At 47.7% G+C, this 25,587-nt stretch carries 28 protein-coding genes; 23 read left to right on the forward strand and 5 right to left on the reverse strand.

Annotated features, from left to right (window positions below; all coding sequences use genetic code 11):
- Window positions 1-210: 210 nt before the first annotated feature.
- The 5 genes from DEU30_RS13705 (at window position 211) to DEU30_RS00235 (ending at window position 3,730) form a co-directional block, all read left to right on the forward strand.
- A complete protein-coding gene (locus tag DEU30_RS13705) occupies window positions 211-966 on the forward strand; it encodes a flagellin (RefSeq protein ID WP_272940784.1) in 756 nt (251 codons plus the stop codon).
- Window positions 967-1,180: 214 nt separating this feature from the next.
- A complete protein-coding gene (locus tag DEU30_RS00220; RefSeq protein WP_011234386.1) occupies window positions 1,181-1,591 on the forward strand; it encodes a flagellar protein FlaG in 411 nt (136 codons plus the stop codon).
- Between the two features lie 12 nt (window positions 1,592-1,603).
- On the forward strand, window positions 1,604-2,995 hold the full coding sequence (gene fliD / locus DEU30_RS00225; protein ID WP_114981613.1) for a flagellar filament capping protein FliD: 1,392 nt from the start codon (window positions 1,604-1,606) through the stop codon (window positions 2,993-2,995).
- Between the two features lie 16 nt (window positions 2,996-3,011).
- The gene (gene fliS, locus DEU30_RS00230) at window positions 3,012-3,434 is read left to right on the forward strand and encodes a flagellar export chaperone FliS (RefSeq protein ID WP_011234384.1); all 423 of its coding nucleotides are present in this window, start codon (window positions 3,012-3,014) and stop codon (window positions 3,432-3,434) included.
- Window positions 3,435-3,445: 11 nt separating this feature from the next.
- Complete coding sequence (locus tag DEU30_RS00235; RefSeq protein ID WP_011234383.1) at window positions 3,446-3,730, forward strand: hypothetical protein; 285 nt, start codon at window positions 3,446-3,448, stop codon at window positions 3,728-3,730.
- Between the two features lie 106 nt (window positions 3,731-3,836).
- Here DEU30_RS00235 and rpsT read toward each other — a convergent pair whose 3' ends face one another.
- The gene (gene rpsT / locus DEU30_RS00240; protein ID WP_011234382.1) at window positions 3,837-4,097 is read right to left on the reverse strand and encodes a 30S ribosomal protein S20; all 261 of its coding nucleotides are present in this window, start codon (window positions 4,095-4,097) and stop codon (window positions 3,837-3,839) included.
- A gap of 193 nt (window positions 4,098-4,290) precedes the next feature.
- Between rpsT and murJ the strand changes: the two genes are divergently transcribed.
- The 6 genes from murJ to ispH all read left to right on the forward strand — a co-directional run bounded on the left by murJ (window position 4,291) and on the right by ispH (window position 11,666).
- Entirely contained in the window at window positions 4,291-5,853 is a 1,563-nt protein-coding gene (murJ, locus tag DEU30_RS00245) for a murein biosynthesis integral membrane protein MurJ (RefSeq protein WP_114981612.1), read from the forward strand.
- A gap of 61 nt (window positions 5,854-5,914) precedes the next feature.
- Window positions 5,915-6,853, forward strand: coding sequence for a bifunctional riboflavin kinase/FAD synthetase (gene ribF, locus DEU30_RS00250; RefSeq protein WP_114981611.1), 939 nt, complete (start codon window positions 5,915-5,917; stop codon window positions 6,851-6,853).
- Between the two features lie 26 nt (window positions 6,854-6,879).
- Window positions 6,880-9,714: an isoleucine--tRNA ligase gene (gene ileS / locus DEU30_RS00255; protein ID WP_114981610.1), complete on the forward strand. Its 2,835-nt coding sequence runs from the start codon at window positions 6,880-6,882 to the stop codon at window positions 9,712-9,714.
- On the forward strand, window positions 9,707-10,231 hold the full coding sequence (lspA, locus tag DEU30_RS00260) for a signal peptidase II (protein WP_114981609.1): 525 nt from the start codon (window positions 9,707-9,709) through the stop codon (window positions 10,229-10,231). The genes ileS and lspA overlap by 8 nt, the downstream gene beginning before the upstream one ends.
- Window positions 10,232-10,244: 13 nt before the next feature.
- A complete protein-coding gene (fkpB, locus tag DEU30_RS00265; protein ID WP_011234377.1) occupies window positions 10,245-10,685 on the forward strand; it encodes an FKBP-type peptidyl-prolyl cis-trans isomerase in 441 nt (146 codons plus the stop codon).
- 36 nt (window positions 10,686-10,721) lie between these two features.
- The gene (ispH, locus tag DEU30_RS00270; protein WP_114981608.1) at window positions 10,722-11,666 is read left to right on the forward strand and encodes a 4-hydroxy-3-methylbut-2-enyl diphosphate reductase; all 945 of its coding nucleotides are present in this window, start codon (window positions 10,722-10,724) and stop codon (window positions 11,664-11,666) included.
- A 5-nt stretch (window positions 11,667-11,671) separates the two neighbouring features.
- On the opposite strand, the gene DEU30_RS00275 is transcribed toward ispH, so the two are convergent.
- From DEU30_RS00275 to DEU30_RS00290, 4 genes are read right to left on the reverse strand one after another with little or no spacing between them, the layout of a single operon-like run.
- A complete protein-coding gene (locus DEU30_RS00275; RefSeq protein ID WP_034819765.1) occupies window positions 11,672-12,016 on the reverse strand; it encodes a prepilin-type N-terminal cleavage/methylation domain-containing protein in 345 nt (114 codons plus the stop codon).
- Window positions 11,997-12,191 (reverse strand): hypothetical protein, encoded by a 195-nt coding sequence (locus tag DEU30_RS00280; RefSeq protein ID WP_034819768.1) that lies wholly within the window; start codon window positions 12,189-12,191, stop codon window positions 11,997-11,999. The genes DEU30_RS00275 and DEU30_RS00280 overlap by 20 nt, the downstream gene beginning before the upstream one ends.
- Before the next feature lie 12 nt (window positions 12,192-12,203).
- The gene (locus DEU30_RS00285; protein ID WP_114981607.1) at window positions 12,204-12,704 is read right to left on the reverse strand and encodes a prepilin-type N-terminal cleavage/methylation domain-containing protein; all 501 of its coding nucleotides are present in this window, start codon (window positions 12,702-12,704) and stop codon (window positions 12,204-12,206) included.
- Entirely contained in the window at window positions 12,698-13,114 is a 417-nt protein-coding gene (locus DEU30_RS00290) for a prepilin-type N-terminal cleavage/methylation domain-containing protein (protein WP_227016313.1), read from the reverse strand. The genes DEU30_RS00285 and DEU30_RS00290 overlap by 7 nt, the downstream gene beginning before the upstream one ends.
- A 167-nt stretch (window positions 13,115-13,281) precedes the next feature.
- On the opposite strand from DEU30_RS00290, the gene flhA reads away from it, so the two are divergent.
- The 12 genes from flhA to DEU30_RS00350 are packed head-to-tail and all read left to right on the forward strand — an operon-like array spanning window position 13,282 to window position 25,581.
- A complete protein-coding gene (flhA, locus tag DEU30_RS00295) occupies window positions 13,282-15,435 on the forward strand; it encodes a flagellar biosynthesis protein FlhA (protein WP_011234371.1) in 2,154 nt (717 codons plus the stop codon).
- Between the two features lie 12 nt (window positions 15,436-15,447).
- A complete protein-coding gene (gene flhF, locus DEU30_RS00300; RefSeq protein ID WP_114981606.1) occupies window positions 15,448-16,782 on the forward strand; it encodes a flagellar biosynthesis protein FlhF in 1,335 nt (444 codons plus the stop codon).
- 56 nt (window positions 16,783-16,838) lie between these two features.
- Complete coding sequence (locus DEU30_RS00305; RefSeq protein WP_011234369.1) at window positions 16,839-17,711, forward strand: MinD/ParA family protein; 873 nt, start codon at window positions 16,839-16,841, stop codon at window positions 17,709-17,711.
- The gene (locus DEU30_RS00310) at window positions 17,704-18,429 is read left to right on the forward strand and encodes an RNA polymerase sigma factor FliA (protein WP_114981605.1); all 726 of its coding nucleotides are present in this window, start codon (window positions 17,704-17,706) and stop codon (window positions 18,427-18,429) included. Before DEU30_RS00305 ends, DEU30_RS00310 begins: the two co-directional genes overlap by 8 nt.
- A 37-nt stretch (window positions 18,430-18,466) precedes the next feature.
- Window positions 18,467-18,850: a chemotaxis response regulator CheY gene (cheY, locus tag DEU30_RS00315; RefSeq protein ID WP_016341317.1), complete on the forward strand. Its 384-nt coding sequence runs from the start codon at window positions 18,467-18,469 to the stop codon at window positions 18,848-18,850.
- 13 nt (window positions 18,851-18,863) lie between these two features.
- Window positions 18,864-19,613 carry a protein phosphatase CheZ gene (locus tag DEU30_RS00320; protein WP_114981604.1) on the forward strand — a complete coding sequence of 250 codons (750 nt, stop codon included), beginning with the start codon at window positions 18,864-18,866 and terminating at the stop codon, window positions 19,611-19,613.
- A 13-nt stretch (window positions 19,614-19,626) separates the two neighbouring features.
- Window positions 19,627-21,777: a chemotaxis protein CheA gene (locus tag DEU30_RS00325; protein WP_114981603.1), complete on the forward strand. Its 2,151-nt coding sequence runs from the start codon at window positions 19,627-19,629 to the stop codon at window positions 21,775-21,777.
- Window positions 21,778-21,792: 15 nt separating this feature from the next.
- Window positions 21,793-22,953: a chemotaxis response regulator protein-glutamate methylesterase gene (locus DEU30_RS00330; protein ID WP_011234364.1), complete on the forward strand. Its 1,161-nt coding sequence runs from the start codon at window positions 21,793-21,795 to the stop codon at window positions 22,951-22,953.
- 12 nt (window positions 22,954-22,965) lie between these two features.
- Window positions 22,966-23,742 carry a ParA family protein gene (locus DEU30_RS00335; RefSeq protein ID WP_011234363.1) on the forward strand — a complete coding sequence of 259 codons (777 nt, stop codon included), beginning with the start codon at window positions 22,966-22,968 and terminating at the stop codon, window positions 23,740-23,742.
- Window positions 23,743-23,745: 3 nt separating this feature from the next.
- A complete protein-coding gene (locus tag DEU30_RS00340; RefSeq protein ID WP_114981602.1) occupies window positions 23,746-24,603 on the forward strand; it encodes a chemotaxis protein CheW in 858 nt (285 codons plus the stop codon).
- A gap of 21 nt (window positions 24,604-24,624) precedes the next feature.
- Entirely contained in the window at window positions 24,625-25,128 is a 504-nt protein-coding gene (locus tag DEU30_RS00345) for a chemotaxis protein CheW (protein ID WP_011234361.1), read from the forward strand.
- Window positions 25,129-25,581: a DUF2802 domain-containing protein gene (locus tag DEU30_RS00350; RefSeq protein WP_114981601.1), complete on the forward strand. Its 453-nt coding sequence runs from the start codon at window positions 25,129-25,131 to the stop codon at window positions 25,579-25,581.
- Window positions 25,582-25,587: the final 6 nt, after the last annotated feature.

A 25,587-nucleotide genomic window follows, 5' to 3' on the forward strand; every position in this document is an offset into this window, starting at 1 on the left:
GCGAATGCAAACGAAACTATCTCTGTTAGCCTTCGTGACGTTGCGTCAAACGCTATCGGTAACAACAAAGTTACTGGTGCGGGTACTACTTTGGGAACACAAACAGCAGCAGCTCAAGCTGACTTCACCGTGGGTTTGACTGCCGGTGATATCACTTTAGGTGGCCCAGACGGTAACGCAGTTATCGGCGTAACTGCTACTGACAAAGCAATGGATATTGTTAGTAAAGTTAATGGTGCAGGCACAGGTGTTACTGCTTCGACAGAAGTTGAAGCTAAAATCACTAACTTCCAGAGCACCGACGTTGGTACATTAAGCATTGGTGATGAGAGCTTTGATCTGGCTAAATACAACGGCTCACTGACTAAGTTGTCAGAAGATCTGGGTAAAGCCGGTATTGACGCAACCGTTGACAATGGTGAGTTAACCATCAATGCCGAAGATGTTAACGGTGTTCAAATTACGGGTGGCGTAGCCGGTAACACAGTTACTTTAGCTGGAGCTACTGGCGCTGGAGTTGCGGTCGATGGTACTAACACAAGTGTAGTTGTAGATGCTGAGTTACAACTAGAGTCACGTGACGCGTTTTCTATCACTAACGATGGAACAGCTGATGAAGCTGAGATATTTGGTGCTAGTGCTTCAACTTTAAGTCAAGTTGGCCAAATCGACATCAGTACTTATGACGGCTCTCAAGACGCTTTAGGTACGATTGATGCGGCGATTGCTCAGATTGATGCGCAACGTGCAGATTTAGGTGCGGTTCAGAACCGTTTCCAGTCAACGATTCGTAACCAATCGAACATTGCTGAAAACCTGGAAGGCGCGAAGTCTCGAATCAAAGACGCGGACTTTGCTGCTGAAACAGCTAAACTGACTCAGGCTCAGATTCTACAGCAGGCATCACAGACTATCCTGGCGCAGGCAAACCAGCGTCCACAGGCAGCACTGCAGTTACTGGGCTAATCCCCGAGTTAACTCAATAGTGTATAAAAACGGAGCTTCGGCTCCGTTTTTTTATGCGTGAAAGAAAATTTTTGCCCGAAAAAAGTATTGGTTAAAAAAACTTCAAATAAAAACTAAAGTTTATAGTAGTCTATACCGATAACATACAAGGACAGATGTTTTCATGGTCCGTTAACAACTTAATTGATGTTTTGATAGGGAACAGGTGATTATTATGGCGGATATATCAATGGATACCCGCGATTTCAGCCTCCTCTCAACAGGGAAAGGATCGGTTCAGACACAACAGCCTCAAAAGCAAGATGTGATCGATGCCGTCAGTGAGGTACAGGACAAGGTAGCTGAACGTACAGATAAAGCTCAGTTAAACCCGCAGTCGGAAGAACCGAATGTTGGAGAGATGGTTGCAGAGATAAATAAATCTCCGACGATTCGTAACACCAGTCTGCAGTTTGTCTTTGACGAAAAAGGCGATCCGCCGGTTGTCGAGGTTATGGACACCGAAAGCGGTGAGAAAATTCGGCAAATACCTTCCGAGCTTGCGGTTAAGTTAGCTAAAGCTATAGAAGATATGGCCGATAACCAAGAAAGTCGGGCAGGATTATTGTTCGATAACGAAATTTAAAGAGGTGACGATATGCCATTAGTTTCATCATTAGGTGCTCGTTCAGGTTTAGACCTGGAAGGTATCGTTAGTGCGACACTTAACGCAGAACGAGTTCCAAAACAAAACCGGCTTGACCAACAAGAAGGACGGTTGCAGGTAGAATTGTCTGCAGTTGGTGAAATGAAATCGGTATTATCAAAGCTTCAGGAAGCCGCAGAGAAATTGTCGAGTGGCGAATTATTCAGCGCCATGAAAGCTTCCGTTAAACAACCTGAGTCAGGCGATGTTATAACCGTTGAGAGTACAGAAGATGCCGGTGTAGGTAATTTTGATATTTCTGTGACTCAGTTAGCAAAGGGAAGCCGAGCAGTATCTGCGGATGGCGCGTTTGCAAATTCGGAAGATGAAGTAAACACCAACGCAGGCTCATTGACTTTTGGTGCTGGTGACGAAAGCTTCACGCTTAATATAGAAGCAGGTTCAAGCCTGGAAGATATTCGTAAGGCTGTCAATTCTTCTCAGGATAACTTTGGTGTAACGGCTGATATTATTAATACCGGAACCGAAGCTAAATTGATTTTTCGCTCAAATGTGAGTGGCGAAGGCAACGACTTAACTGTTACGAATGATAACGCTGAGTTCGATGCGATTTCTACGCAGGCTAATGGCGGTGGCGCCGGCGGTATGAGTATCGCTGCAGCAGATAAAGCAACGGATGCGATTATTGAAATTGATGGTATACAGGCAAAAAACGATACCAATATATTTGAAGATGTTATTCAGGGCTCAACCATAACCGCGGTTAAAGAAAGCGAAGATGCAGAAACGGCTAAACTTTCTATTGCACGTGACGAAGATGGCGTTAAAAAATCAATTGATGCGTTTGTTAAAGCTTATAACGGTGCTGTTGCCTCTTTAAATGAGATTGGTGGCGAGAATAGCATGCTTCAGGGCGATGCAACGGTTCGTAATTTAAAGGGCCAGTTAAACAATGTGTTGACCTCAACATTTGGCGAGGGAGGCCAAACGTTGTTTGATTTGGGTTTTGGTCTGGATAAAGAAGGAAAGCTAGAAGCGGAAAATCCAGTCACGAGCTTTAGCGAAGTGTTGAAAAACAATCCGGCAGCTTTAGAGTCTGTATTTGGCGGTGAAAATGGTTTGGCTTCCCGTATGGATAGCTTTTTAGATGGTTACGTTGGTGGTGGTGGTTCGTTAGAACTGCGCAAGGATACTATTAACCAAAGCCTGGATCGCGTAGCTGAAAGCCGTGAAGATCTCAAGCTTCGTATGGAATCCATGGAAGAAACGTTGCGCGCGAAATATCAGGCACTGGATTCTTTAGTAGGCCAGTTACAAAGCCGCGGAAACTCGGTGAGTGCTCAACTTGCTAACCTTCCAGGCTTCACTAGAGACAATGATTAATTAGAGGTAATATCGTATGAATGCCAAATTGAAAGGCTACACTAAAGGTTCTCTGCAAACTCGCGTAGCAGGGGCAGACCCTTATCAACTGGTACAGATGTTGATGGCGGGTGTGTTAGAGAATCTGAATTACGCCAAAGGTGCTATTCAGCGAAAAGACTTGGAAAAGAAAAGTCATTATCTAAGTAAGGCTCAGGCTATTGTCGACTCTTTGCGCTATAGCCTGGATGACACCGCAGGCTCTGATGCTGCCGGTAATTTACGTGAGCTTTATATGTATATGAGCACGCGTATTGCTGACGCATCGATTGAACTGGATATTGAGATTATTGATGAAGTAGCACGGTTAATGATTGATATAAAAGGTGCCTGGGATCAAATACCCATGGAGCAACGTGATGTTGCTATGAGCCAGATGCAACAGGCTTCAGGCGCGTAAGTGCGAAAGAGATGATGCAGCCTGAAAAGTTAACAGAGCTAAGCGACCAGCTGAAGCAAGAGATAGCAGATTCAGAATTTGAATCTGCTAATGTAACGCTGGCTGAACTGATTAAAAGCCTCAACCATCTTCCTGACAATTGGCAAAAATCCGAGCAGTGGGTAACTGTCGTTGCTGAAGCAGATAAATACCTTACGGACATTCAGCCAACACTGGAAGCTGAACAGGAAAAAGCCCGAGCAGCTATGAGCAAAATCACCAAAAGTAAAAAGGGCGTTAAGGCTTACACGAAGTAAAATTAAGCTAAATAGCGCAACTTTACTGTTATTACAGATATAAAAAAACCGGCATATGAGCCGGTTTTTTCGTTCCCTGCGCCTAAGCCCAGGTGAGTAATTCTTCTTACAGTGCTTTGATCTTAGCATTCAAACGGCTCTTATGGCGTGCCGCTTTGTTTTTGCTGATAAGACCTTTAGTCGCGTAGCGATCCAGCATTGGAGCTACGTCTTTCATTGCAGTGTTTGCTGCTTCTTTGTCTTTTGTCTCAATAGCTGCGTTTACACGTTTAAGGTAAGTACGCATCATTGAACGACGGCTTGCATTGTGGCGGCGATTTTTCTCGGCCTGGATCGCACGCTTTTTAGCAGACTTAATGTTAGCCAAGGTGAACTCCTAAATTCATTAACAGAACGCTTCTCTTATAAAGGCCGCAGATTATGCCTTTTCTGCTGTAAAAGTCAACAGTGAAAAGGGAAAAACTCAGTGCTTTAACTGACGTTTTGATAAAATAGCATCCGTCATTGGTCTCAGTTACAATCAAAAACAGAAACTTAGCTGTCAGCCGAAAGGATCTCTCGTGTCAAAAGCTTTACTCCGCTCAGGTTTTATCGTCAGCGCGATGACCCTGATCTCGCGCGTATTGGGTTTAGTGCGCGATGTGGTCATTGCTAACCTGATGGGAGCCGGCGCTGCGGCAGATGTGTTCTTTTTTGCTAATAAAATTCCCAACTTTTTACGTCGGCTATTTGCTGAGGGCGCTTTTGCCCAGGCTTTTGTGCCGGTGCTCACGGAGTACAAGCAGGGCAAAGAACTGCCCGATCAGCAATTACTTATTGCCCGGGTCTCGGGCACCTTAGGCACCATTGTGACGGTGGTCACCATTTTCGGTGTGGTAGCTTCCCCGGTTGTGGCTGCGCTTTTTGGTATGGGGTGGTTTTTAGACTGGTGGAATGACGGCCCGCAGGGACAAAAGTTTGTCCTTGCCAGCGACTTACTCCGCATTACTTTTCCTTATTTATGGTTTATCAGTTTTGCCGCTATGGCCGGAGCTATACTCAATACGCTGGGCAAGTTTGCCGTAGCCGCTTTTACACCGGTATTTTTGAATGTCGCCGTTATTGCGGCGGCTATCTGGTTGGCTCCGCAGCTTGAGCAACCGGAATATGCACTGGCCTGGGGCGTCTTTTTCGGTGGTTTTATCCAGCTGTTATTTCAGCTACCGTTTCTGAAAAAAGCGGGGTTATTAGTTAAACCACTGTGGGGCTGGAAAGACCCGGGCGTTACCAAAATTCGCAAACTAATGCTGCCGGCTATTTTTGGTGTGTCGGTTAGCCAAATCAACTTACTGCTGGATACCCTCATTGCCAGCTTTTTAATGACCGGTTCCATAAGTTGGCTGTACTACTCCGACCGATTGCTGGAGTTTCCGCTGGGCCTGTTTGGCATTGCCATTGCTACGGTTATTTTGCCCGCGCTTTCATCACGTCATGTGGATAAATCGACTGAAAACTTTAGTGCTACGCTGGATTGGGGTATTCGCATGGTGCTATTACTGGGTGTACCGGCCATGGCGGGGCTTTTTGTATTAGCAGAGCCGATGCTTATGGTGTTGTTTATGCACGGCGCCTTCAGCCCGGACGATGCGCGTATGGCATCGTACAGTCTTATGGCCTATTCCACCGGGTTGCTAAGTTTTATGATGGTAAAAGTTCTGGCAACGGGCTTTTACTCCCGCCAGGACACTAAGCGCCCGGTTAAGTACGGCATTATTGCTATGGCAGCCAATATGGTATTTAACATTGCTTTGGCTATTCCATTCAGCTATGTCGGGTTGGCACTGGCAACGGCGGCGTCTGCGGCTATTAACGCCGGGTTATTGGGTGTTACTTTATGGCGAGAAGGGGTTCTGAAGAAACAACCCGGCACCGGGCGTTTTATTCTACAGGTACTTCTCGCAACAACTGCGATGATAGCGGGTGTGCTGTGGTTAAGCCCGGACATTGACGCTTGGCGTACCAGCTCGTTGGTTGAGCGGCCCTGGCTTTTGGCTCAGGTGATAGGATTCGGCGCTGCCATTTATATTGGCGTGTTGGTTATCACTGGCATGAGACCGAGACATTTCCGTGCGCGCGAGTACTGATTATCGCCTCGGTATCAGTTATAATCGCGTCTTTTCCGGAAAACATTAAGATTGTGCGGGCATGGAACTGATTCGCGGTACTCATAATCTCAGAGCTGAACATTGTGGTTGCGTATTGACCATAGGTAACTTCGATGGTGTTCACCTGGGGCATCAGGCGGTGCTTAGTCAGGTTCGAGAAAAAGCTCAGCAGTTGGGTGTGCCTTCCGCGGTTATGACCTTTGAGCCGCAACCGCAAGAGCTTTTCCAGCCTGAAAAAGCGCCTGCACGGTTAACCAACTGGCGTGAGAAATACCTCGCGTTACAGGCACAAAATGTCGACCGGCATATTGTTATTGAATTTAATAAGAAGTTTGCCAGCCAGCCAGCCCGCGAGTTTATTGAACAGACTCTGGTGGGTAAGTTGGGCGTTAAGTTTTTGGTCGTGGGCGATGACTTTCGTTTTGGCTACAAGCGAGAAGGTGACTTCGAGTTGCTGCAAAAGGCCGGTAAAGAACTGGGGTTTGAGGTGGTCGATACCCGCAGTTATCGCCAACAGCAACAGCGCGTAAGCAGTACTGCCATACGCCAGGCATTAGAGCAAGGCGACTTTGATCTGGCGGAACAAATGCTCGGGCGACCTTATCGAATATGCGGAAAAGTCGTACACGGACGCAAAAATGGCCGGACTATTGGTTTTCCTACCGCAAATGTGCCGTTAAAACGTTTAAAAAGCCCGTTACATGGGGTGTTTGCAGTAACAGCTCAGTTTGGTAAAGACGAAGAAATACATTCCGGCGTTGCCAACCTGGGAACCCGGCCAACATTAAATGGTGACGAAGTACAGCTGGAGGTGCATTTGTTTGAGTTTTCAGGCAATCTGTACGGTCAGCAGATGACGGTCACACCGGTGGCCAAATTGCGTAACGAGCAACGTTTTGCGTCGTTACAGCACTTACAAGAACAAATTGAAAAAGATGCCGCCCGCGCACGTGAAGCATTAGCGTGCCGGAGTCAGTAACTATGCGGAAATGGAAACAGTGACCCATGAGTGATTACAAACACACCTTAAACTTGCCAGAAACAGCATTTCCAATGCGCGGTAACCTGGCTCAGCGCGAGCCAAAGATGCTGGAGCAGTGGTATGAAACTGACCTGTACGGTCAAATTCGTAAAGCTAAAGCGGGCAAGCCAAAATTTATTCTGCACGACGGCCCTCCGTACGCGAATGGGCAAATTCACATTGGTCACGCCGTAAATAAAATTTTAAAGGACGTTATTGTTAAGGCTAAAACCTTAAGCGACTTCGATGCGCCTTACGTACCGGGCTGGGACTGTCATGGTCTGCCAATTGAACTGCAGGTAGAGAAGAAACACGGCAAGCCGGGTAAAAAATTGAATCTGGCCGAATTCCGCGAGAAGTGCCGCGAATACGCCATGACCCAAATTGACCAGCAACGTACCGACTTTAAACGTCTGGGCGTGCTTGGCGACTGGGATAACCCCTACCTGACTATGAACTTTAAGCAGGAAGCCGACAGTGTTCGTGCTCTGGCAAGAATTATTGATAAAGGCCATTTGCACCAGGGCTTCAAGCCGGTGCACTGGTGTACAGACTGTGGCTCCGCGCTGGCGGAAGCGGAAGTAGAATACCAAGATAAAAACTCGCCGGCTATTGATGTGCGTATGCCGGTTGCGGCTACGGCTGAAACGGTTGAGCGCTTCAGCACGCCGGAAGGGCATGTGGGTGAAGGCAATGTCAGCATGGTTATCTGGACCACCACACCGTGGACCATTCCGGCTAACCGTGCGGTGACTCTGGCCGACGGGCTTGAATATACCTTAGTGCAGGTTGAAGCCAGCGACGACCAGCCCGCAGAACGTGTGATTTTAGCCGATGACTTGGTGACCGATTGCATGGAGCGCTGGAACATTGCGCATTACCACAAGCTGGGTTTCTGTAAAGGCAGAGACTTAGAAGGTCTGCAATTACAGCATCCGTTGTTTGAACTGCAGGTTCCGGTTATTTTGGGGGATCACGTGACTACCGAGAGCGGTACCGGTTGTGTGCATACGGCACCGGGTCATGGTGTTGATGACTTCTTAGTGGGTCAGAAATACGGCATTGAAGTTTACAACCCGGTAGGTGACAACGGTGTCTACAAAGACGACACGCCGCTTTTCGCCGGACAGCATGTATTTAAAGCGAACGAACCTATTGTTGATAAGTTACGCGAAGTGGGCAACTTGATGCATGCCGAGAGCTACCGTCACTCGTACCCGCATTGCTGGCGCCATAAAACGCCCATTATTTTCCGTGCGACGCCGCAGTGGTTTATTAGCATGGACAAGAAAGGTTTGCGCGCAGGAGCTTTAGAGCAAATTAAAAAAGTCGACTGGTTCCCTGAGTGGGGACAAAGTCGTATTGAGTCTATGGTTGAAGGGCGCCCTGACTGGTGTATTTCACGTCAGCGCACTTGGGGTAACCCTATTGCCATTTTCGTAAACCGTGAAACGGAAGAGCTGCACCCGGACACTCTTGAGCTGATGGAAAAAGTAGCTCAACTAATTGAAAAAGACGGCGTGCAAGCCTGGTTCGACTTAGAGCCGGAAACTTTGTTGGGCGACGAAGCTGACAAATATCGCAAAGTCACTGACACTTTAGACGTTTGGTTTGACTCTGGTGTTACGCACCATTGCGTATTGCGTGAGTTCGACGGCTTGCGCTGGCCTGCCGATTTGTATCTGGAAGGTTCAGATCAGCATCGCGGCTGGTTCCAGAGCTCGTTAGTGACCGGTGTCGCCATGTATGACGAAGCGCCGTATCACCAGGTATTAACCCATGGTTTTACTGTGGATGCTCAGGGCCGAAAGATGTCGAAGTCTATTGGTAACGTGGTAGCTCCGCAGGACGTGATGAATAAGCTGGGCGGAGACATTCTGCGTTTATGGGTCGCGTCAGCAGACTACTCTGGCGAAATGACGGTTTCTGATGAAATCCTCAAGCGTTCAGCGGATGCGTATCGTCGTATTCGTAATACCTCGCGCTTTTTGCTGGCGAACTTAAGCGGTTTTGACCCTAAACAGGATTTGGTTGCCAAAGAAGATATGGTTGAACTGGATCGCTGGATTGTCGGGCGTGCGGCGGATTTACAACAAGAGTTGCTGGAAGCCTACAATAACTACCAGTTCCACAGTGTGGTGCAAAAACTCATGCATTTCTGTTCCATTGAACTGGGCAGCTTTTACCTGGATATTATTAAAGACCGACAGTACACCGCGAAATCTGAAGGTTTAGCGCGGCGTTCATGTCAGACGGCGCTGTATCATATTGCCGAGGCGTTAGTGCGCTGGATGGCTCCAATTTGCAGCTTTACCGCTCAGGAAATTTGGGACTTGTTACCGAACGAACGCAGCCAGTATGTCTTTACTGAAAGCTGGTATCAGGGCTTTGATGAATTTTCTGGTGTTAAAGACGCTGAGAACGAGTTCTGGATGCAGTTATTGGAAATTCGTGATGTCGTTAACCAGGCGCTGGAGCAGTCACGCCGCGATGATGTTATCGGAGGTTCGTTACAGGCAGAAGTAACCTTGTACGCTGATGATAAACTGGCGACAGCCCTGAATCGTTTAGGCGAAGAGTTACGCTTTGCACTGCTGACATCGGAAGCGCAAGTGGCATCTATTAATGACGCACCTGCTGACGCCGTTAAAGCGGAGAAAATGGCTTTGGCCGTTAGTGTGACAAAATCTGAATATAAGAAGTGCGAGCGTTGCTGGCATCATCGCGAAGAGGTGGGAACTTTAGAGAACCACTCCGATTTATGCCAGCGCTGCGTAACCAATATTGAAGGTGAAGGTGAGGAGCGTCGTTTTGCCTGATTTTTCTAACCAGACTAACCGTGCGACTGGGCTGCGTTTTTTGTGGCTGACGTTGTTGCTGGTGGTTATTGATCAAATGACTAAAATTTGGGTGGCGGGTGAGTTTGAGCTTTATGAAAGCCGAGTTTTAATTGATGGGCTATTCAACTTAACTTATGTGCACAATTTCGGCGCTGCCTTTAGCTTTTTAAGCGACGGCGGTGGTTGGCAACGATGGTTCTTCACGGCCATTGCCATTGCTATTAGTATAGTGCTACTGATTTGGATGCGCCGCAACCCGGTGGGTTTATGGCGCCAAAATTTAGCCTTTTCTCTGATTATGGCTGGGGCTATTGGCAACGTAGCTGACCGTTTAATGTATGGTTATGTCATCGACTTTTTTGATGTTCATTATCAGGGCTGGCATTGGCCTGCCTTTAACGTAGCCGATATGGCTATCACTATTGGTGCCGCACTCATGTTGTTGGAAGCTTTTTTTGATAACCGTCGGGACAAAGTCGAGAACGGTCAAGGGTAGTAAGGAGTTTCATTTGAGTCGTTTACCTATAGAGCACGGACGGGAAGTGGTTATGCACTTCACCATTAAGCTGACCGATGGCTCGGTTGCAGACAGCACAAAAATGTCAGGTAAACCTGCCAGATTTCGAATGGGCGATGGTAATCTGACCGAAAACTTTGAAGCGTGCCTGGTGGGGCTGCGCGAAGGGGCGGAACGTGAGTTCACGTTAGAGCCTAAAGACGCCTTTGGTGAACCGAACCCGGACAACTATTATTATGTTGATTCGGCAAAATTTAACGATGAAACCAAACCGGAAGTTGGAGCCATTTTGGCTTTTACGCAACCGGATGGTACCGATTTACCGGGAATTGTTCGTAAAGTTGAAGGTCCAACAGTCACCATCGATTTTAATCACCCGTTGGCCGGACAAACGGTGATTTTTGAAGTAGAGATTATTAGCGTTGAGCCATGATTGGTTAATAAACCGGGCTGAACGCAGGAGGAACTGATGCAAATTTTGTTAGCGAACCCTCGGGGTTTTTGTGCCGGAGTTGATCGCGCTATAACTATTGTTGAGCGGGCTTTAGAGATATTTGAGCCGCCAATTTACGTGCGTCACGAAGTGGTTCACAACAAATACGTTGTCAGTAAACTGCGCGAAGCCGGTGCGGTCTTTGTTGAAGAGTTGCATGAAGTACCGGACGATCAAATTGTGATTTTCAGCGCCCATGGCGTTTCTCAAGCGGTCCGGCAGGAAGCTAAGGACCGCGGTTTACGAGTATTTGATGCTACCTGTCCATTAGTGACGAAAGTCCATATGGAAGTTACCCGTGCTAGCCGTAAAGGGCATGAATGCATTTTAATTGGTCACGCAGGACACCCTGAGGTTGAAGGGACTATGGGCCAATATAATAATTCTGAGGGTGGCATTTATTTGGTGGAGTCGCCGGAAGATGTTGCCAAGCTGGAAGTGAAAGATCCCGGTAACCTGCATTACATGAGCCAGACCACCTTATCGGTTGATGACACGGCCGACGTAATAGATGCCTTGCGTCAAAAGTTCCCAGAGATAAACGGGCCACGCAAAGACGATATATGCTATGCCACTCAAAACCGTCAGGATGCGGTACGCGAATTAGCCAGCGACGCTGATGTCATGTTGGTGGTGGGCGCGCGCAACAGCTCAAACTCAAACCGCTTACGCGAGCTTTCCGAGAAAATGGGAACCCCGGCATACCTAATTGATGACGCCAGCTGTATTGATAAAGCCTGGTTAGAGGGGCATGAGAAGGTCGCAGTCACCGCTGGCGCTTCTGCACCTGAAGTTCTGGTCAAAGAAGTGATTGCTAAGCTACAGGAATGGGGCGGTAAAACCGCAGTAGAACTAAGCGGGCGCGAAGAGAATATTACCTTTTCAATTCCACCAGAGCTAAGGCCGCACCCGGTAGGTTAAACTGGTTATCGGGAAAGCCAGAATGTCTGGGCGAGCTCGTTATCATTTCCCCAGTAAACGGTTACCTCGATGGTCGCGTTGAACTGATCTATAGGGGTTAACTCTGCTGTTAAATGAAGCTGCCCTGTTTCCTTTGATAGTTTTGGATTATTGCCTTGAGTCCACGTTTGTTGAGCCTCACTTAAATAAGTCATCAAAACCTCCACAGCCTTCGCTTTTGTGTGGGCATGGTCAATCGCCGATAATCCAACCTGTAAAAGCCGCAGGCTACTGACGGACCAAAGAGCTACTAGTGCAGCTCCGACCAACACTTCAACCAGAGAAAAGCCTTTATTCTTGTGACAGTTCATAAGCCCTGCGCTCTGCTTCGAAATCTTGCTGAAGTTGTTGAGAAAGTTGTAGCCATTGATGATGTTGCTGAGCCTCTGTCATTTGCGCGTAGAAAAGCAGTGCAGCTAAACTGGCCGAGCTCAAACTTATAAGTGTTACTAAGGTGAGTATCAGAGCGAATCCTTTCGCGTTCATAGTAAGCTCCATTTAGTTAACCAGAGGAGTGATTGTTCGTTTGAAAACATGTGCCTGAGCATTGTGAGTAACGGTAAAAGTTACAACGAGTTTTGATAGCCCACTACCAGATTCCGGAGCGTAAGAGTCAGCAGTAAATTGCGTGACTTTGAATTGAGACTTATCGGTTAGGGATTGCCAGCCATACCCGGCGCAATCGAGAGTCATTGAGTTATGCTGTAGCTGTTCATTCCTGACCCTGAAGCCGGGCGAGCCTCCATTTTGCTGAGGAAACAAATAGCAATTGCTCTGAGGGTTTGAAATTTGCGTTGCGGCGGTATTTTTTAAGGTTTCAAAAAACTGATTTGCGACTGACTGAGCACTTAATAGTAAATTGACCTGCATTAGCTTACGGTGTTGCACTCCTGTTTGCCATTGCATTTGCTGCTGTGCTGCCAGAACAACTATCGCGCCAATAGCCGAAGCTATAAGAACTTCTACTAAACTACTGCCGCGCTCAGAAACTATTAACATGGGGGGATTCCCGGAAGTGAGTCACCTTCACTTAAGCACAAACGAATACGAGCGACACTGCTGATGATGACTTTTATCTGTCGGCTTTTACCTATTAGTTTGATATGTCCGGGTGTCGCGGCAGATGACTCTCCATAAAAAGTAAGCGACGCGGAAGAACTGTAAGTGTATTCGGTTTGAATACCTGAGGTTTGCGAGTCACGGCTAAATGTAACTAAGTCAACTTCGATAGATTCCTTATTTGCTATGGACCTGGCTTTTACCTGCTGCAAATAAGACAGCCAGCGGCCAGCCTCTTTTTGAAGCAACAAAGACTCTGTCTGCTGAGTAAATATTGGCAGGGCAGAAGCACCAAGCACCGCACTGACAGCCATTGCCACGACCAATTCCATAAGAGAGTAACCGCGCATAAAAACACATTATTTTGAAGAAGAGCAACGAGTATAGAAGCTGTTTAAGCTTTGTCTGTAAGCCCCAACTGAAACGAATGTAAGATAACCTCCGAATAAAACGAAAGCTGGCTCGATTCTTGAATAAAACACCGCAGGTTCAACTTTTTGACGCAACAGGAAGACGTATGGCGGGCGGTGCCGAAAAGTTAGTAAATTTTAGAAATTTCACGCAGAACAATGCGCATCTGATCAAAGGTTTTGGAACACCCTTGGCCATTATGGCCATTCTGGCGATGATTGTTTTGCCAATTCCGGCTGTGGTGCTGGATGTTCTCTTTTCATTTTCAATTACTTTGTCACTGGTAGTTATGCTGGTGGCGGTTTATACCCAACGTCCGCTGGATTTCGCCGCTTTTCCTACCGTTTTGCTTATTGCTACGGTACTACGCTTAAGCCTTAACGTTGCCTCTACGCGTATTGTTTTATTAGAAGGGCATAACGGGCCAGGTGCTGCAGGCTCTGTTATTGAAGCTTTTGGTAGCGTGGTCATAGGTGGTAACTACACTGTCGGCCTGGTGGTGTTCGCCATTCTGGTTATTATTAACTTTGTGGTTATTACTAAAGGCGCCGGCCGTATTTCAGAAGTAACCGCTCGCTTCACCCTTGACGCTATGCCTGGTAAACAAATGGCCATTGACGCTGACCTTAACGCGGGCCTAATTAACCAGGAAGAAGCCAAAGCACGACGCAGCGATGTAACCCGTGAGGCTGACTTTTACGGCTCCATGGATGGTGCCAGTAAGTTCGTAAAAGGGGATGCCATAGCCGGTATCCTTATTCTCTTTATTAACATTATCGGCGGTCTGCTCATTGGTATGATCCAGTACGGTCTGACCTTCAATGAGGCAGTGGAAGTTTATACGCTGTTAACCATTGGTGATGGCCTGGTAGCACAAATTCCGTCATTGTTACTGTCAGTTGCGACCGCCATTATCATTACGCGTGAAAATAACAGCCAGGACATGGGCGATGCAGTTGTTCTGCAATTGCTCGATAACCCTAAGGTTTTGGTCATTACCAGCGCGGTATTGTTTGCCATGGGGGTTATTCCCGGTATGCCGCATTTTGCCTTTTTAAGCATGTCTGCGGTGTTAGCCGGCGCGGCTTACTTTAAACTTAAGAAAACCAAGACTGAAGAAGGCGAACTGGTTGAAAAAGAACAGGAGCAGCAAGTTCAGCAGGCGCAACAAAAAGAGCTCAGCTGGGATGACGTACGCCACGTTGACACTATAGGTCTGGAAGTTGGTTATCGCTTAATTCCTTTGGTGGATAAGCAGCAGGGCGGTGAATTGCTGTCACGCATTAAAGGTGTACGTAAGAAGCAGTCTCAAGAGTTTGGTTTTCTTGTTCCGGCCGTACATATTCGGGACAACCTCGATTTAGGCCCCAACAGTTACCGCATTACTCTTATGGGTGTGACCATGGGTGAAGCTGAAATTCGTCATGACTGGGAGATGGCGATTAACCCGGGTCAGGTATTCGGTGAGCTGGACGGTGAGAAGACAAAAGATCCGGCCTTTGGCCTGGATGCTGTCTGGATCCGTCCTGAGCAACGCGAGCACGCTCAAACTCTGGGTTATACCGTGGTTGACGCTGCAACTGTAGTCGCTACTCACTTAAGTCAGATTGTAACCAACCATGCATCTCAGCTGCTGGGCCACGAAGAAGCACAAGAATTGCTGGATCGTCTGGGGCGTACTCATCCTAAGCTGGTTGAGGGGCTGATTCCGGATCTATTGTCACTGGGCAACTTTGTGAAAGTACTGCAGAACTTACTGGACGAAGGCATCGCGATTCGGGATATGCGCACTATTGTACAAACTTTGGTTGAGTATGCAGGACGTAGCCAGGACCCAGAAGTACTGACGGCTGCAGTCAGAATTTCACTGCGTCGGTTAATTGTTCAGGACATTGCTGAAGGGGCGGCGGAATTGCCCGTCATAACTTTGGCACCAGAGTTGGAACAGATGTTGCATCAGTCACTGCAAATGGCTGGTAATGACGGAAATCAGCAAGGCGCCGGAATCGAACCTGGTTTGGCCGAACGCCTGCAACAGTCATTACGCGAAGTGCATCAGCAGCAGGAAATGAACGGGGAACCTTCAGTACTGCTGACCTCAGGGCTTTTACGGTCAACCATGGCGCGTTTTGCGCGTCACGCTACCGATGGTATGCGCGTGTTGTCCTATCAGGAAGTACCGGATGATAAACAAATTCGCATTGTCAGCTCAATTGGTGGACAACAAAACGGTGGTGAACAAACCGCCACACAAGAGTAACGGGAGTCGCTTGTGAAGATTAAACGCTTTTTTGCCGAAGATATGCGCCGTGGATTGCAACAGGTTAAAGAAACCTTAGGTCCGGATGCGATTATCCTGTCCAATAAGAAAGTAAACGGTGGTATTGAGCTGGTTGCAGCCATTGACCCCGATGCGCAACAGGCACAGCCAATGGCTGATCAGGCCCCAAATGAGCCGGCTGCGTCAAAGACACCGGAAGTGCCGGCTGAGTCTTTGCAAGAGCTGTTGCAACGTCAGGCACAGGTTGCACAGCCCACACAGCCCACTGCTGCGCAAGCGACTACTGAACCGGCACAACGGCCAGAGCCGAAAGCCGAGCCACAAGAATTTAACGCTTCTCAACTCAGCGACGATATTTTTCCTGAACAAGTAAACGCACCGGCAGCAGACGACTCCCAGGCCATTGCTGAACTTCGCTCTCAGGTCAATGGAATTCGTCAGTTGCTGGAACACCAGTTAAGCGGCTTGATGAAACAAGAAATGGATCGTGAAGAACCAACCCGCTCTATGCTGATGAACCGCTTAATGGATATGGGCTTGAGCGAGCGAGTTGCCGACCAGATTGCCTGTTTTATTCCTGAAGGCGGATCAGATGATGAAGCCTGGGAACAGACTCTGCATTTATTAGAAGGTCAGCTGAATACGACCTCTGACGACATTTTGACGCGCGGTGGAGCGGTTGCGTTAGTCGGCCCTACCGGTGTCGGTAAAACCACGACCATTGCGAAGTTAGCCGCTCGTTATGCGCAACGCCATGGTGCCGATAAAGTGGCTTTAATTACCACCGACACCTTTCGTATTGGTGCCAGTGAACAATTACAAACCTATGGTCGTATCATAGGGTGTCCGGTCAAAGTGGCAAAAAATGCACAGGAACTGGCAGATGCATTACTTGCGCTACGTCAAAAAAGTCTTATTTTGATTGATACGGCAGGCATGGGTCAACGCGACAAGCGTTTGAACGAACAGTTAAGCCAGCTTATTCAGAATTCACGATTGCGGATTCGTCCTTACCTGGTGTTGTCTGCAACATCACAAAGCCAGGTGCTGATGGATGCGGTTAAACAATTTAAAGCACTGCCTTTGTCTGGTTGCATTTTTACTAAGCTGGACGAATGCTTAAGTTTAGGTGAGAGTATCAGCGTAGCAATAGAACATGGCTTACCGGTTGGTTATTTAACAAATGGTCAGCAAGTACCTGAAGACATTCGGGTAGCGGATGCCAACTTTATGGTTGCCGAGGCTGAGCGGCTGCTTGATAAAAGCATTTGTTCCTCAGTGTCAGACGTGCCAAAATCGTACTGGAATGAGGCGTTTTCTCGCTGAATTAGCCAATATAATATGAAGCTGTTATCAATCTAGTCAGAAAAGAGATACGCCCGATGGATCAAGCAAGCGGTCTGCGAAGAATGAAACAATCGAAAGTAAAAGTTATTGCGGTAACTGGTGGTAAAGGCGGCGTTGGGAAAACCAACGTGTCGCTGAATATGGCTATCGCAATGGCAAAGCAGGGCAAACGAGTATTAGTGCTGGATGCCGACTTAGGTCTGGCTAACGTCGATGTTATGTTAGGCCTGCGGGTTGAGCGCAACCTTTCTCATGTGTTGAGTGGGCAGTGTGAGCTGGAAGATATTCTGATTGAAGGCCCGGCAGGAATTAAAATTGTTCCGGCAACATCGGGAACGCGTTCTATGGTGGACTTGAGTGAATCTGAGCATGCTGGATTAATAAGAGCCTTCAGCCAGCTTCAGGGAAACTATGACGTATTAATTGTCGATACCGCAGCGGGTATTGGTAATACCGTTGTCAGCTTTGCCAGAGCGTCACAGGATGTTTTATTAGTGGTTTGTGATGAACCCACATCAATTACTGATGCTTATGCACTGATCAAAGTATTGAGCCGGGAGCAAGGCCTGTTTAAATTCAAGGTGGTTGCCAATATGGTAAGAAATCTGCGCGACGGACAAGTATTGTTCAATAAATTGACTAAAGTAACCGATCGGTTTTTAGACGTTGCTTTAGAGCTTGCCGCGATTATACCTTTTGATGACAACTTGCGTTTAGCTGTTAGAAAACAACAACCTATGGTACTGGCTTATCCAAAATCACCAGCCTCTTTAGCGATAAAAGCGTTGGCTAAGAAAGCCATTGACTGGCCTGTTCCGGCTCAAGCCGGCGGGCATTTAGAATTTTTTCTTGAACAATTGATAACTTCTGCCGATAACGAGAGTAAGCGGGATGTTGCCAATGAATAAAGCTGCCGTTTATGCCGCCACTGCTGACAACCGGAATGCCATTATTGAACAGCATACCGGGCTGGTTAAGCGTATTGCACACCATATGATGGCTAGACTTCCAGCCAGTGTGCAAGTGGATGATTTGATCCAGGCGGGCATGATTGGCTTATTAGAAGCTGCGCGTAACTTTGATAACACTAAAGGCGCCAGTTTCGAAACTTTTGCCGGCATTCGCATTCGTGGTGCGATGCTGGACGAAATTCGTCGTGGTGATTGGGCTCCGCGCTCGGTTCATCGTAATCATCGGCGTGTACTGGAAGCCATTCGTCAGGTTGAAAATGAAACCGGACGCGATGCAAAAGACACGGAAGTGGCCGCAAAGCTGAATATGGGTATGGATGAATATCATCATATTTTGCGGGATGTCAGCACGGGACGAATCGTTGGTATTGAAGATCTTGGTGTATCAGAAGATGCTATCATGCCAGAGCAGGTAACGGGTTCAGCTTATGAGCCACAAAGAGATGTTGAGAACGCGGCGTTTCATAAAGCGCTGGTTTCGACAATATCTTCGTTACCAGAACGTGAAGCTTTGGTGCTTTCGTTGTATTATGACGAAGAATTGAATTTAAAAGAGATAGGTGAAGTGCTGAGCGTGAGTGAATCACGAGTCAGTCAAATTCACAGTCAGGCAATGTTGCGACTGAAGTCGCGAATGCAAAATTGGGTTGAATAAACTTTGGTTGTAATCGAGAGCCTCAGTGGAGGGTGCTTTGGATAAAAATATGAAAATTCTCGTTGTGGACGACTTCTCTACAATGAGACGAATCATTAAGAACTTACTTCGTGATCTTGGCTTTACCAATATACAGGAAGCCGATGACGGTAATACCGCATTGCCCATGTTGCAGAACGGTGATTTCGACTTTGTCGTAACCGACTGGAATATGCCGGGTATGCAGGGAATCGACTTGCTGCGTGAAATTCGCAAGGACGATAACCTGGCTCATTTACCTGTGTTAATGGTAACAGCGGAAGCCAAGCGAGAGCAGATCATTATGGCAGCTCAAGCTGGAGTAAATGGTTATATTGTTAAACCATTTACAGCCGTAACGTTGAAAGAAAAGCTCGACAAGATTTTCGAACGAATCAGCTAAAGGGCGAACGACTATGTCTGATAACGCCCATGATATTTCTCTGGAGCAAGCCAAGGAATTAGTAGCCTTGCTTGAAGACGGGAAACAACAGCAGGCTAACCAATTACTGGAAGATGTTTACAACCGTCGTAATGACAAGTTGTTTACCTCTGTAGGCCAGTTAACAAGAGACCTCCACGAAGCGCTCCAGGACTTTCAGGTTGACCCTCGCATTGTGCAAATGACGCAGGATGATCTTCCGGACGCGCAAAATCGTCTGCTGTATGTCATTGAAAAAACTGAAGACGCCGCGAATCGCACGATGGATGCTGTAGAAGCCTGTCTGCCACTTGCAGACGACATGCATCACCGTGTTGAGAAAGTGATGCCGGCCTGGAACCGGTTGATGAGCAATGATATTCAGATAAATGAATTCAAGTCTTTATGTCATGAGGTCGATGACGTACTTAAGCGCTGTGGTGAAAACATGCCTCAAGTGCACGGGTTAATGACTGAAGTGCTTATGGCGCAAGATTTTCAGGATATTACCGGACAAGTTATTCGTCGGGTTATTCAATTGGTTGAAGACGTTGAAAAGAACCTGATTGAATTGCTGAAGATATTTGGTAAAGAAGAAGAACGTCGTAACGCGGAAAAAGCAGGGTCTGCGCCTAAGAAAGATGCAGCCCATGCCGAAGGCCCAATTATCGATGCTGATCAACGCGATGACGTGGTTGGCGGACAAGACGAAGTGGACGATTTGTTGTCCAGTTTAGGTTTCTAGGAGCATCAGTCGCATGAGCTTTGATATGGACGAAGACATTCTGCAGGATTTTTTGATCGAGGCTGGAGAGATCCTCGAGCAACTGTCTGAACAGCTAGTTGAACTGGAAAATGATCCGCAAAACAAAGATCTGTTGAATGCTATTTTCCGTGGCTTTCATACGGTTAAAGGTGGTGCCGGGTTCCTGTCTCTGGGAGCTCTGGTTGATACCTGTCATGGTGCGGAAAACGTATTCGATACCCTGCGTAATGGTCAACGTACGGTCACTTCCGACCTGATGGACGTGATTCTTCAGTCTTTGGATACTATCAATACTCAGTTTGCGCAGGTGCGCGCCAAAGAAGAACCTGAAGCAGCTTCACCGGAGTTGCTGGAATTATTGCATAAGTTGAGTGAACCAGAGTCTGAGGACGAAGCGCCTATAGAGGTTCCAAAAGATGAACCTGCCGAGGAAACAGATCCGGAACCAGAACCTGCAGCAGAAGAAAGCAGCAGCGACAGCATTGATGAAATTCAGGACGATGAGTTTGAAGCGTTGCTGGATGAGTTACACGGTGAAGGCAAAGGTCCCGGAAAAGAAGACAAGCCAGCGGCGTCCAAGCCCAAGGTAAATGAAGACAGTGATGAGATTTCAGATGATGAATTTGAGTCATTGCTGGATGAACTTCATGGCAGCGGCAAAGCGCCTCAAAGTGCTGAGAAAAAACAAGAAAAGCAGAAAGAGCCTGCAAAAGACGACGAAATAACAGACGACGAATTTGAATCCTTGCTGGACGAGTTGCATGGCAGTGGCAAAGCGCCGACACCGAAAGGTGATAAGCCTGCTAATGAGCCAGCACCGAAAAAGCCTGAACCCAAAGCGCAGCCGAAACCTGCGGCAAAACCAGCATCCAAACCAGAACCGAAGCCTGAGCCGAAATCAGAGTCTAAAGCGAAACCAGCAGCGGCTCAGCCGGTAGATAAAAAGCCAGCTGCACCAGCGCCTGCTCCGGTTGAAACTACTGTGCGGGTTGATACCAAGCGCTTAGATGAAATTATGAACATGGTCGGCGAGCTGGTACTGGTCAGAAACCGTTTGTTGAGCCTGAGTAATTCTGATGAGTCAGACAGTGCTGAAATGGGCAAAGCTATTTCGAACCTGGATGTTGTCACTGGCGACTTACAGGGCGCGGTGATGAAAACCCGGATGCAGCCAATTAAGAAAGTGTTTGGCCGTTTCCCTCGGGTTGTCCGTGACCTGGCTCGTAGCCTGAAGAAAGAAATCAATCTTGAGATGTACGGTGAAGAAACCGATTTAGATAAGAACTTAGTTGAGGCTCTGGCCGATCCTTTGGTGCATTTGGTTCGTAACTCTGTTGACCATGGTATCGAAATGCCGGATGAGCGTGAAGCGAATGGTAAGTCGCGCTCAGGAACCGTCACCTTGTCGGCGTCTCAGGAAGGTGACCATATTATGCTGTCGATTAAAGACGATGGCGCTGGTATGGACGCTGAAAAACTAAGAGGCATAGCCGTTAAAAAAGGCATTATGGACGCAGACTCCGCTGCACGTTTAAGCGATGAAGATGCTTATAACTTGATTTTCGCGGCAGGTTTTTCGACCAAAGAACAAGTTTCGGATATTTCCGGTCGTGGAGTTGGCATGGACGTGGTTAAGACCAAAATCAGCCAGCTCAACGGTAGCGTTAAAATTAACTCAGAGTTAGGTAAAGGTACTGAACTCTTGATTAAAGTGCCGCTGACTCTGGCAATATTGCCGACGCTAATGGTCGCCGTAAAAGATCAGACTTTTGCTTTGCCGCTTGCTGTTGTCAGTGAAATTATCGACCTGGATATGAAGCGCACCAATACCGTAGACGGACAGTTGACTCTCATTGTACGTAACCGTGCTATTCCGCTGTTCTTCTTAGAGAAATGGCTGGTACGTAATCCGGATGGTTCTGCCCGCAATGAGCAAGGTCACGTGGTGGTAGTGCAAATAGGCAACCAGCAAGTAGGCTTTGTGGTGAACGCACTGATTGGTCAGGAAGAAGTGGTTATTAAACCCTTAGATAAGTTACTGCAGGGTACGCCAGGAATGGCCGGGGCAACAATTACCAGCGACGGTGGTATTGCTCTGATAGTCGATGTGCCCAGCATGCTTAAGTATTACGCCAAAAGATAACGGGACAAACCGTTCATGACTGTAAAAGTTCTCGTGGTAGACGACTCGGCGTTCTTCAGACGCCGGGTGACTGAGATTTTAGAAGACAATACCAACATTAAAGTGATTGGTAGTGCGAATAATGGCGAAGAAGCGGTAGAACAAAGCCGAACCCTTAAGCCGGACGTTATTACCATGGACATTGAAATGCCGGTAATGAACGGCATTGATGCTGTAAAAGCCATTATGAGCAGCAATCCTTGTCCTATTTTGATGTTCAGCTCCTTGACTCATGAGGGGGCGACAGCAACGCTGAACGCACTCGAGGCGGGAGCCGCAGACTTTCTGCCGAAGAAATTTGAAGATATCGCCCGTAACCGCGACGAGGCAGTAAAAACTCTGCAAGATCGCGTTATAGCGATTGCGAGGCAGCCGGTAAGCCGAACGTCTGCGCGAGCATCAACACCGCCGCCTGTTGCGAAGCAACCTGAACGTTCGTCTGAACCTACTACAGCGCTGGATCGTATCCGGCAACGTAATAATGAACTGCAAAGTCAGCGTGAAAGTGATGCACGGACAGCGACATCGGCTGGCGCATTAACAATAAACCGGGCTTATCAATTACTGGCGATAGGAACCTCAACCGGTGGTCCTGTTGCATTGCAAAAAATATTGACTCAATTGCCCGGCAATTTCCCTTATCCTATTGTTATGGTTCAACACATGCCTGCGGCTTTTACCAAGGCCTTTTCACAGCGTCTGGATGGTCTGTGCCAAGTGCATGTTAAAGAAGCTGAAGACGGTGATGTGCTAAAAGCCGGAACCGCGTATTTAGCGCCGGGCGGCAAACAGATGATGGTTGAAGGCCGTCCGGGTAGCGCCAGATTACGGATAAAAGATGACACTAGCGGGCGTATTACTTATAAGCCGAGTGTCGACTTAACCTTTGCCAGCTTATCGAAAACCTACATGGGCAAAGTGCTGGGTGTCATTTTAACCGGCATGGGTGCTGATGGCCGTGATGGTTCACGAATGCTGAAGGATCAGGGTGCGACTATCTGGGCTCAGGATCAGGCCAGCTGTGTTGTGTACGGAATGCCACAAGCGGTTGCCCAGGCGGGCATTTCAACCCGCAGTATCAGCCTCGAAGGAATGGCCAAGGCTATTATGAAAGAAGTCGGTTACAGCGGCTTATAGCAGGATGAGTGAATGATCGTATGGACGGTAGCTAATCAAAAAGGCGGGGTCGGAAAGACCACCACAACCGTTGCGCTGGCAGGCCTATTGGCTGAACAGGGTAAGCGAGTCCTTTGTATTGATACTGACCCCCATGCGTCATTAACCTACTATTTTGGGATTGATTCAGAATCGCTGGAGTCCGGCTCTTTTGATGTCTTCAGTGCTGGTAAAGCTGTAAGTGCAGATTTGATGCGCCGCAGTATTTTGCCTACCCAGTTTAAGCATCTGAGCGTTATGCCTGCCACTATGGCACTGGCGACGCTGGATCGTAAACTCGGCACTCAGGATGGTATGGGACTGGTCTTAAAACGTGGACTGGCAATGGTCGCTGATGATTTCGACTATGTTCTTATTGATGTGCCGCCCGTGCTGGGAGTTCTTATGGTCAACGCCCTTGCCTGTTGCCAGAGAGTATTGATTCCAGTTCAAACTGAGTTTTTAGCGCTCAAAGGGCTAGAGCGCATGATGCGAACCTTAACGTTAATACATAAGTCTCGCGGTGAGAATTACGCTTATACTATTATCCCGACACTTTATGACAAGCGAACCAATGCGTCTTTGCAAACGTATAAGAAGCTCATTGCACGTTATGGTCGCTCGGTCTGGAATGGCATGATCCCAATAGATACAAAATTCCGCGATGCCTCTAATGAGCAGCTCACACCTTCTGCTTATGCACCGAAATCGCGAGGGGTGTTGGCTTACCAGTCACTATTAACTAATTTGAAGCAGCTGGAAGAGCGTTGATTTATGACGACTAGACGCGATAACAGTGAAGCCGCTATGGCAGAATACCTCAATGCTTTACTGCTTGAGGAAGAAACGGTTGAGTTTGACAATGAACCGGTTAAACGGCTATTAGAGCAAGCGGCACCGAAAATTCAGGCGGTTGCTGAGGAAGAAACGGTTAGCTTAAACCGTGAACAGGATTTATTACCTTTAGTTTCTGCAAAAGCGGACGATAGCTATAAAGAACCAGAGGTTGAAACGGTTACGGAAACAGAAGTTGAAACAGAAACTGTTGACCTGACAACCACTGAGACAGACATTGATACGGAAGTACATACTGACACCGAAACGGAAGTGGAAACTGAAGTCTTTGAGGTTTCTGAGCCTCCAGCGGAGCCACTTCCCGATGCGATGTCAGAGTATATGGAACAGGACTTTCAGGCGTTATTTTTTAAAGTGGCAGGCTTAACTCTGGCCGTGCCGCTAAAAAGCCTGGGAGGCATCCATCAACTGGGCAAAATTAGTCCGCTGATGGGAAAACCGAAATGGTTCCGCGGTATTATGACTGAGCGTGACAATAAACTGCAGGTGGTTGATACGGCTCGTTGGGTCATGCCGGAAAAATGTACACCGGAGCTGGAAGAAAGTTTAGATTATCAGTATTTAATTACTTTGAATCACAGCCCATGGGGACTGTTGTGTGAAGAATTAGTGACCAGTGAACCTTTGCAGCCGCAATCGATTCAGTGGCGTAAGGAAACAAATAATAAGCGACCCTGGCTTGCCGGGGTTGTCCGTGACAGAATGTGTGCATTGCTGGATGTTAACGCATTGATTACACTTCTGGATAAAGGTCTGGGACATATCCAGCAAGATTAATAACGCATGGCGGAGTAAGAGATGAGTAAAGACAATCGCGCTATCAAGAATGAAACTGACGTTGATGGGAATGACGAAGTTCTGCAGTGGGTAACTTTCCAGCTGGAACAGGAAACTTACGGTATCAATGTAATGCAGGTTCAGGAAGTGCTGCGCTACAGCGAAATTGCTCCCGTACCCGGCGCACCCAGTTACGTATTAGGTATTATCAATTTGCGCGGTAACGTGGTTACCGTTATTGATACGCGCCTGCGCTTTGGCTTGCAGACGACCGAAGTCACAGACAATTCACGTATTGTGATCATTGAGTCTGAACAGCAGGTTATTGGCATACTAGTCGATAGCGTTGCCGAGGTGGTTTATCTGAAAACCTCAGAAATTGATAGCGCTCCGAATGTGGGTACTGACGAGAGTGCTCGCTTTATTCAAGGCGTAAGTAACCGAGATGACGAACTCTTGATTCTGGTTGACCTGGATAAAATGCTCACCGATGAAGAGTGGGATGAAATTTCCCGTCTGAGCTAAATGATGACGAACTGGTTATTTGCTATTTCAGCGCTGGCTCTTGGGCTGGCGCTTATTGCTTTAGTCGCGGTGGTTATTACCTCGCGGCGGCAAGCTGAGCTCATTGAACGTCAGCAGCAGCGCTTGCTCATGCTGACCGAAACTGCCAGTGAAGTGTTGTCCTTACGTGAGCAGTTCAAACAGCAACCCTCTGAAGCACCCTCGAAGACTGATTTTGCTCAGCAGCAAGTGGTTGCTCAGTTGCAACAGCAAGTTGCGCAGCTAAACGAGGAGCAACAGCAGTTACAGCAAAGGTTGCAAGAAGTTGCGGAGCAGGATCCGAGTAGTAAGCTTTATCAGCGCGCAGCTAAGTTAGTGGCGAGCGGAGCCAGTGTTGAAGAGCTGATGCAGGAATGTGACCTGCCGCAGGCTGAGGCTGAGTTATTAACCTCGTTGCATAAGAAAGGCGCATAAAGCGGC

The organism is Idiomarina sp. 017G (assembly GCF_004362265.1).
GTDB classification, from domain to species: domain Bacteria; phylum Pseudomonadota; class Gammaproteobacteria; order Enterobacterales; family Alteromonadaceae; genus Idiomarina; species Idiomarina loihiensis.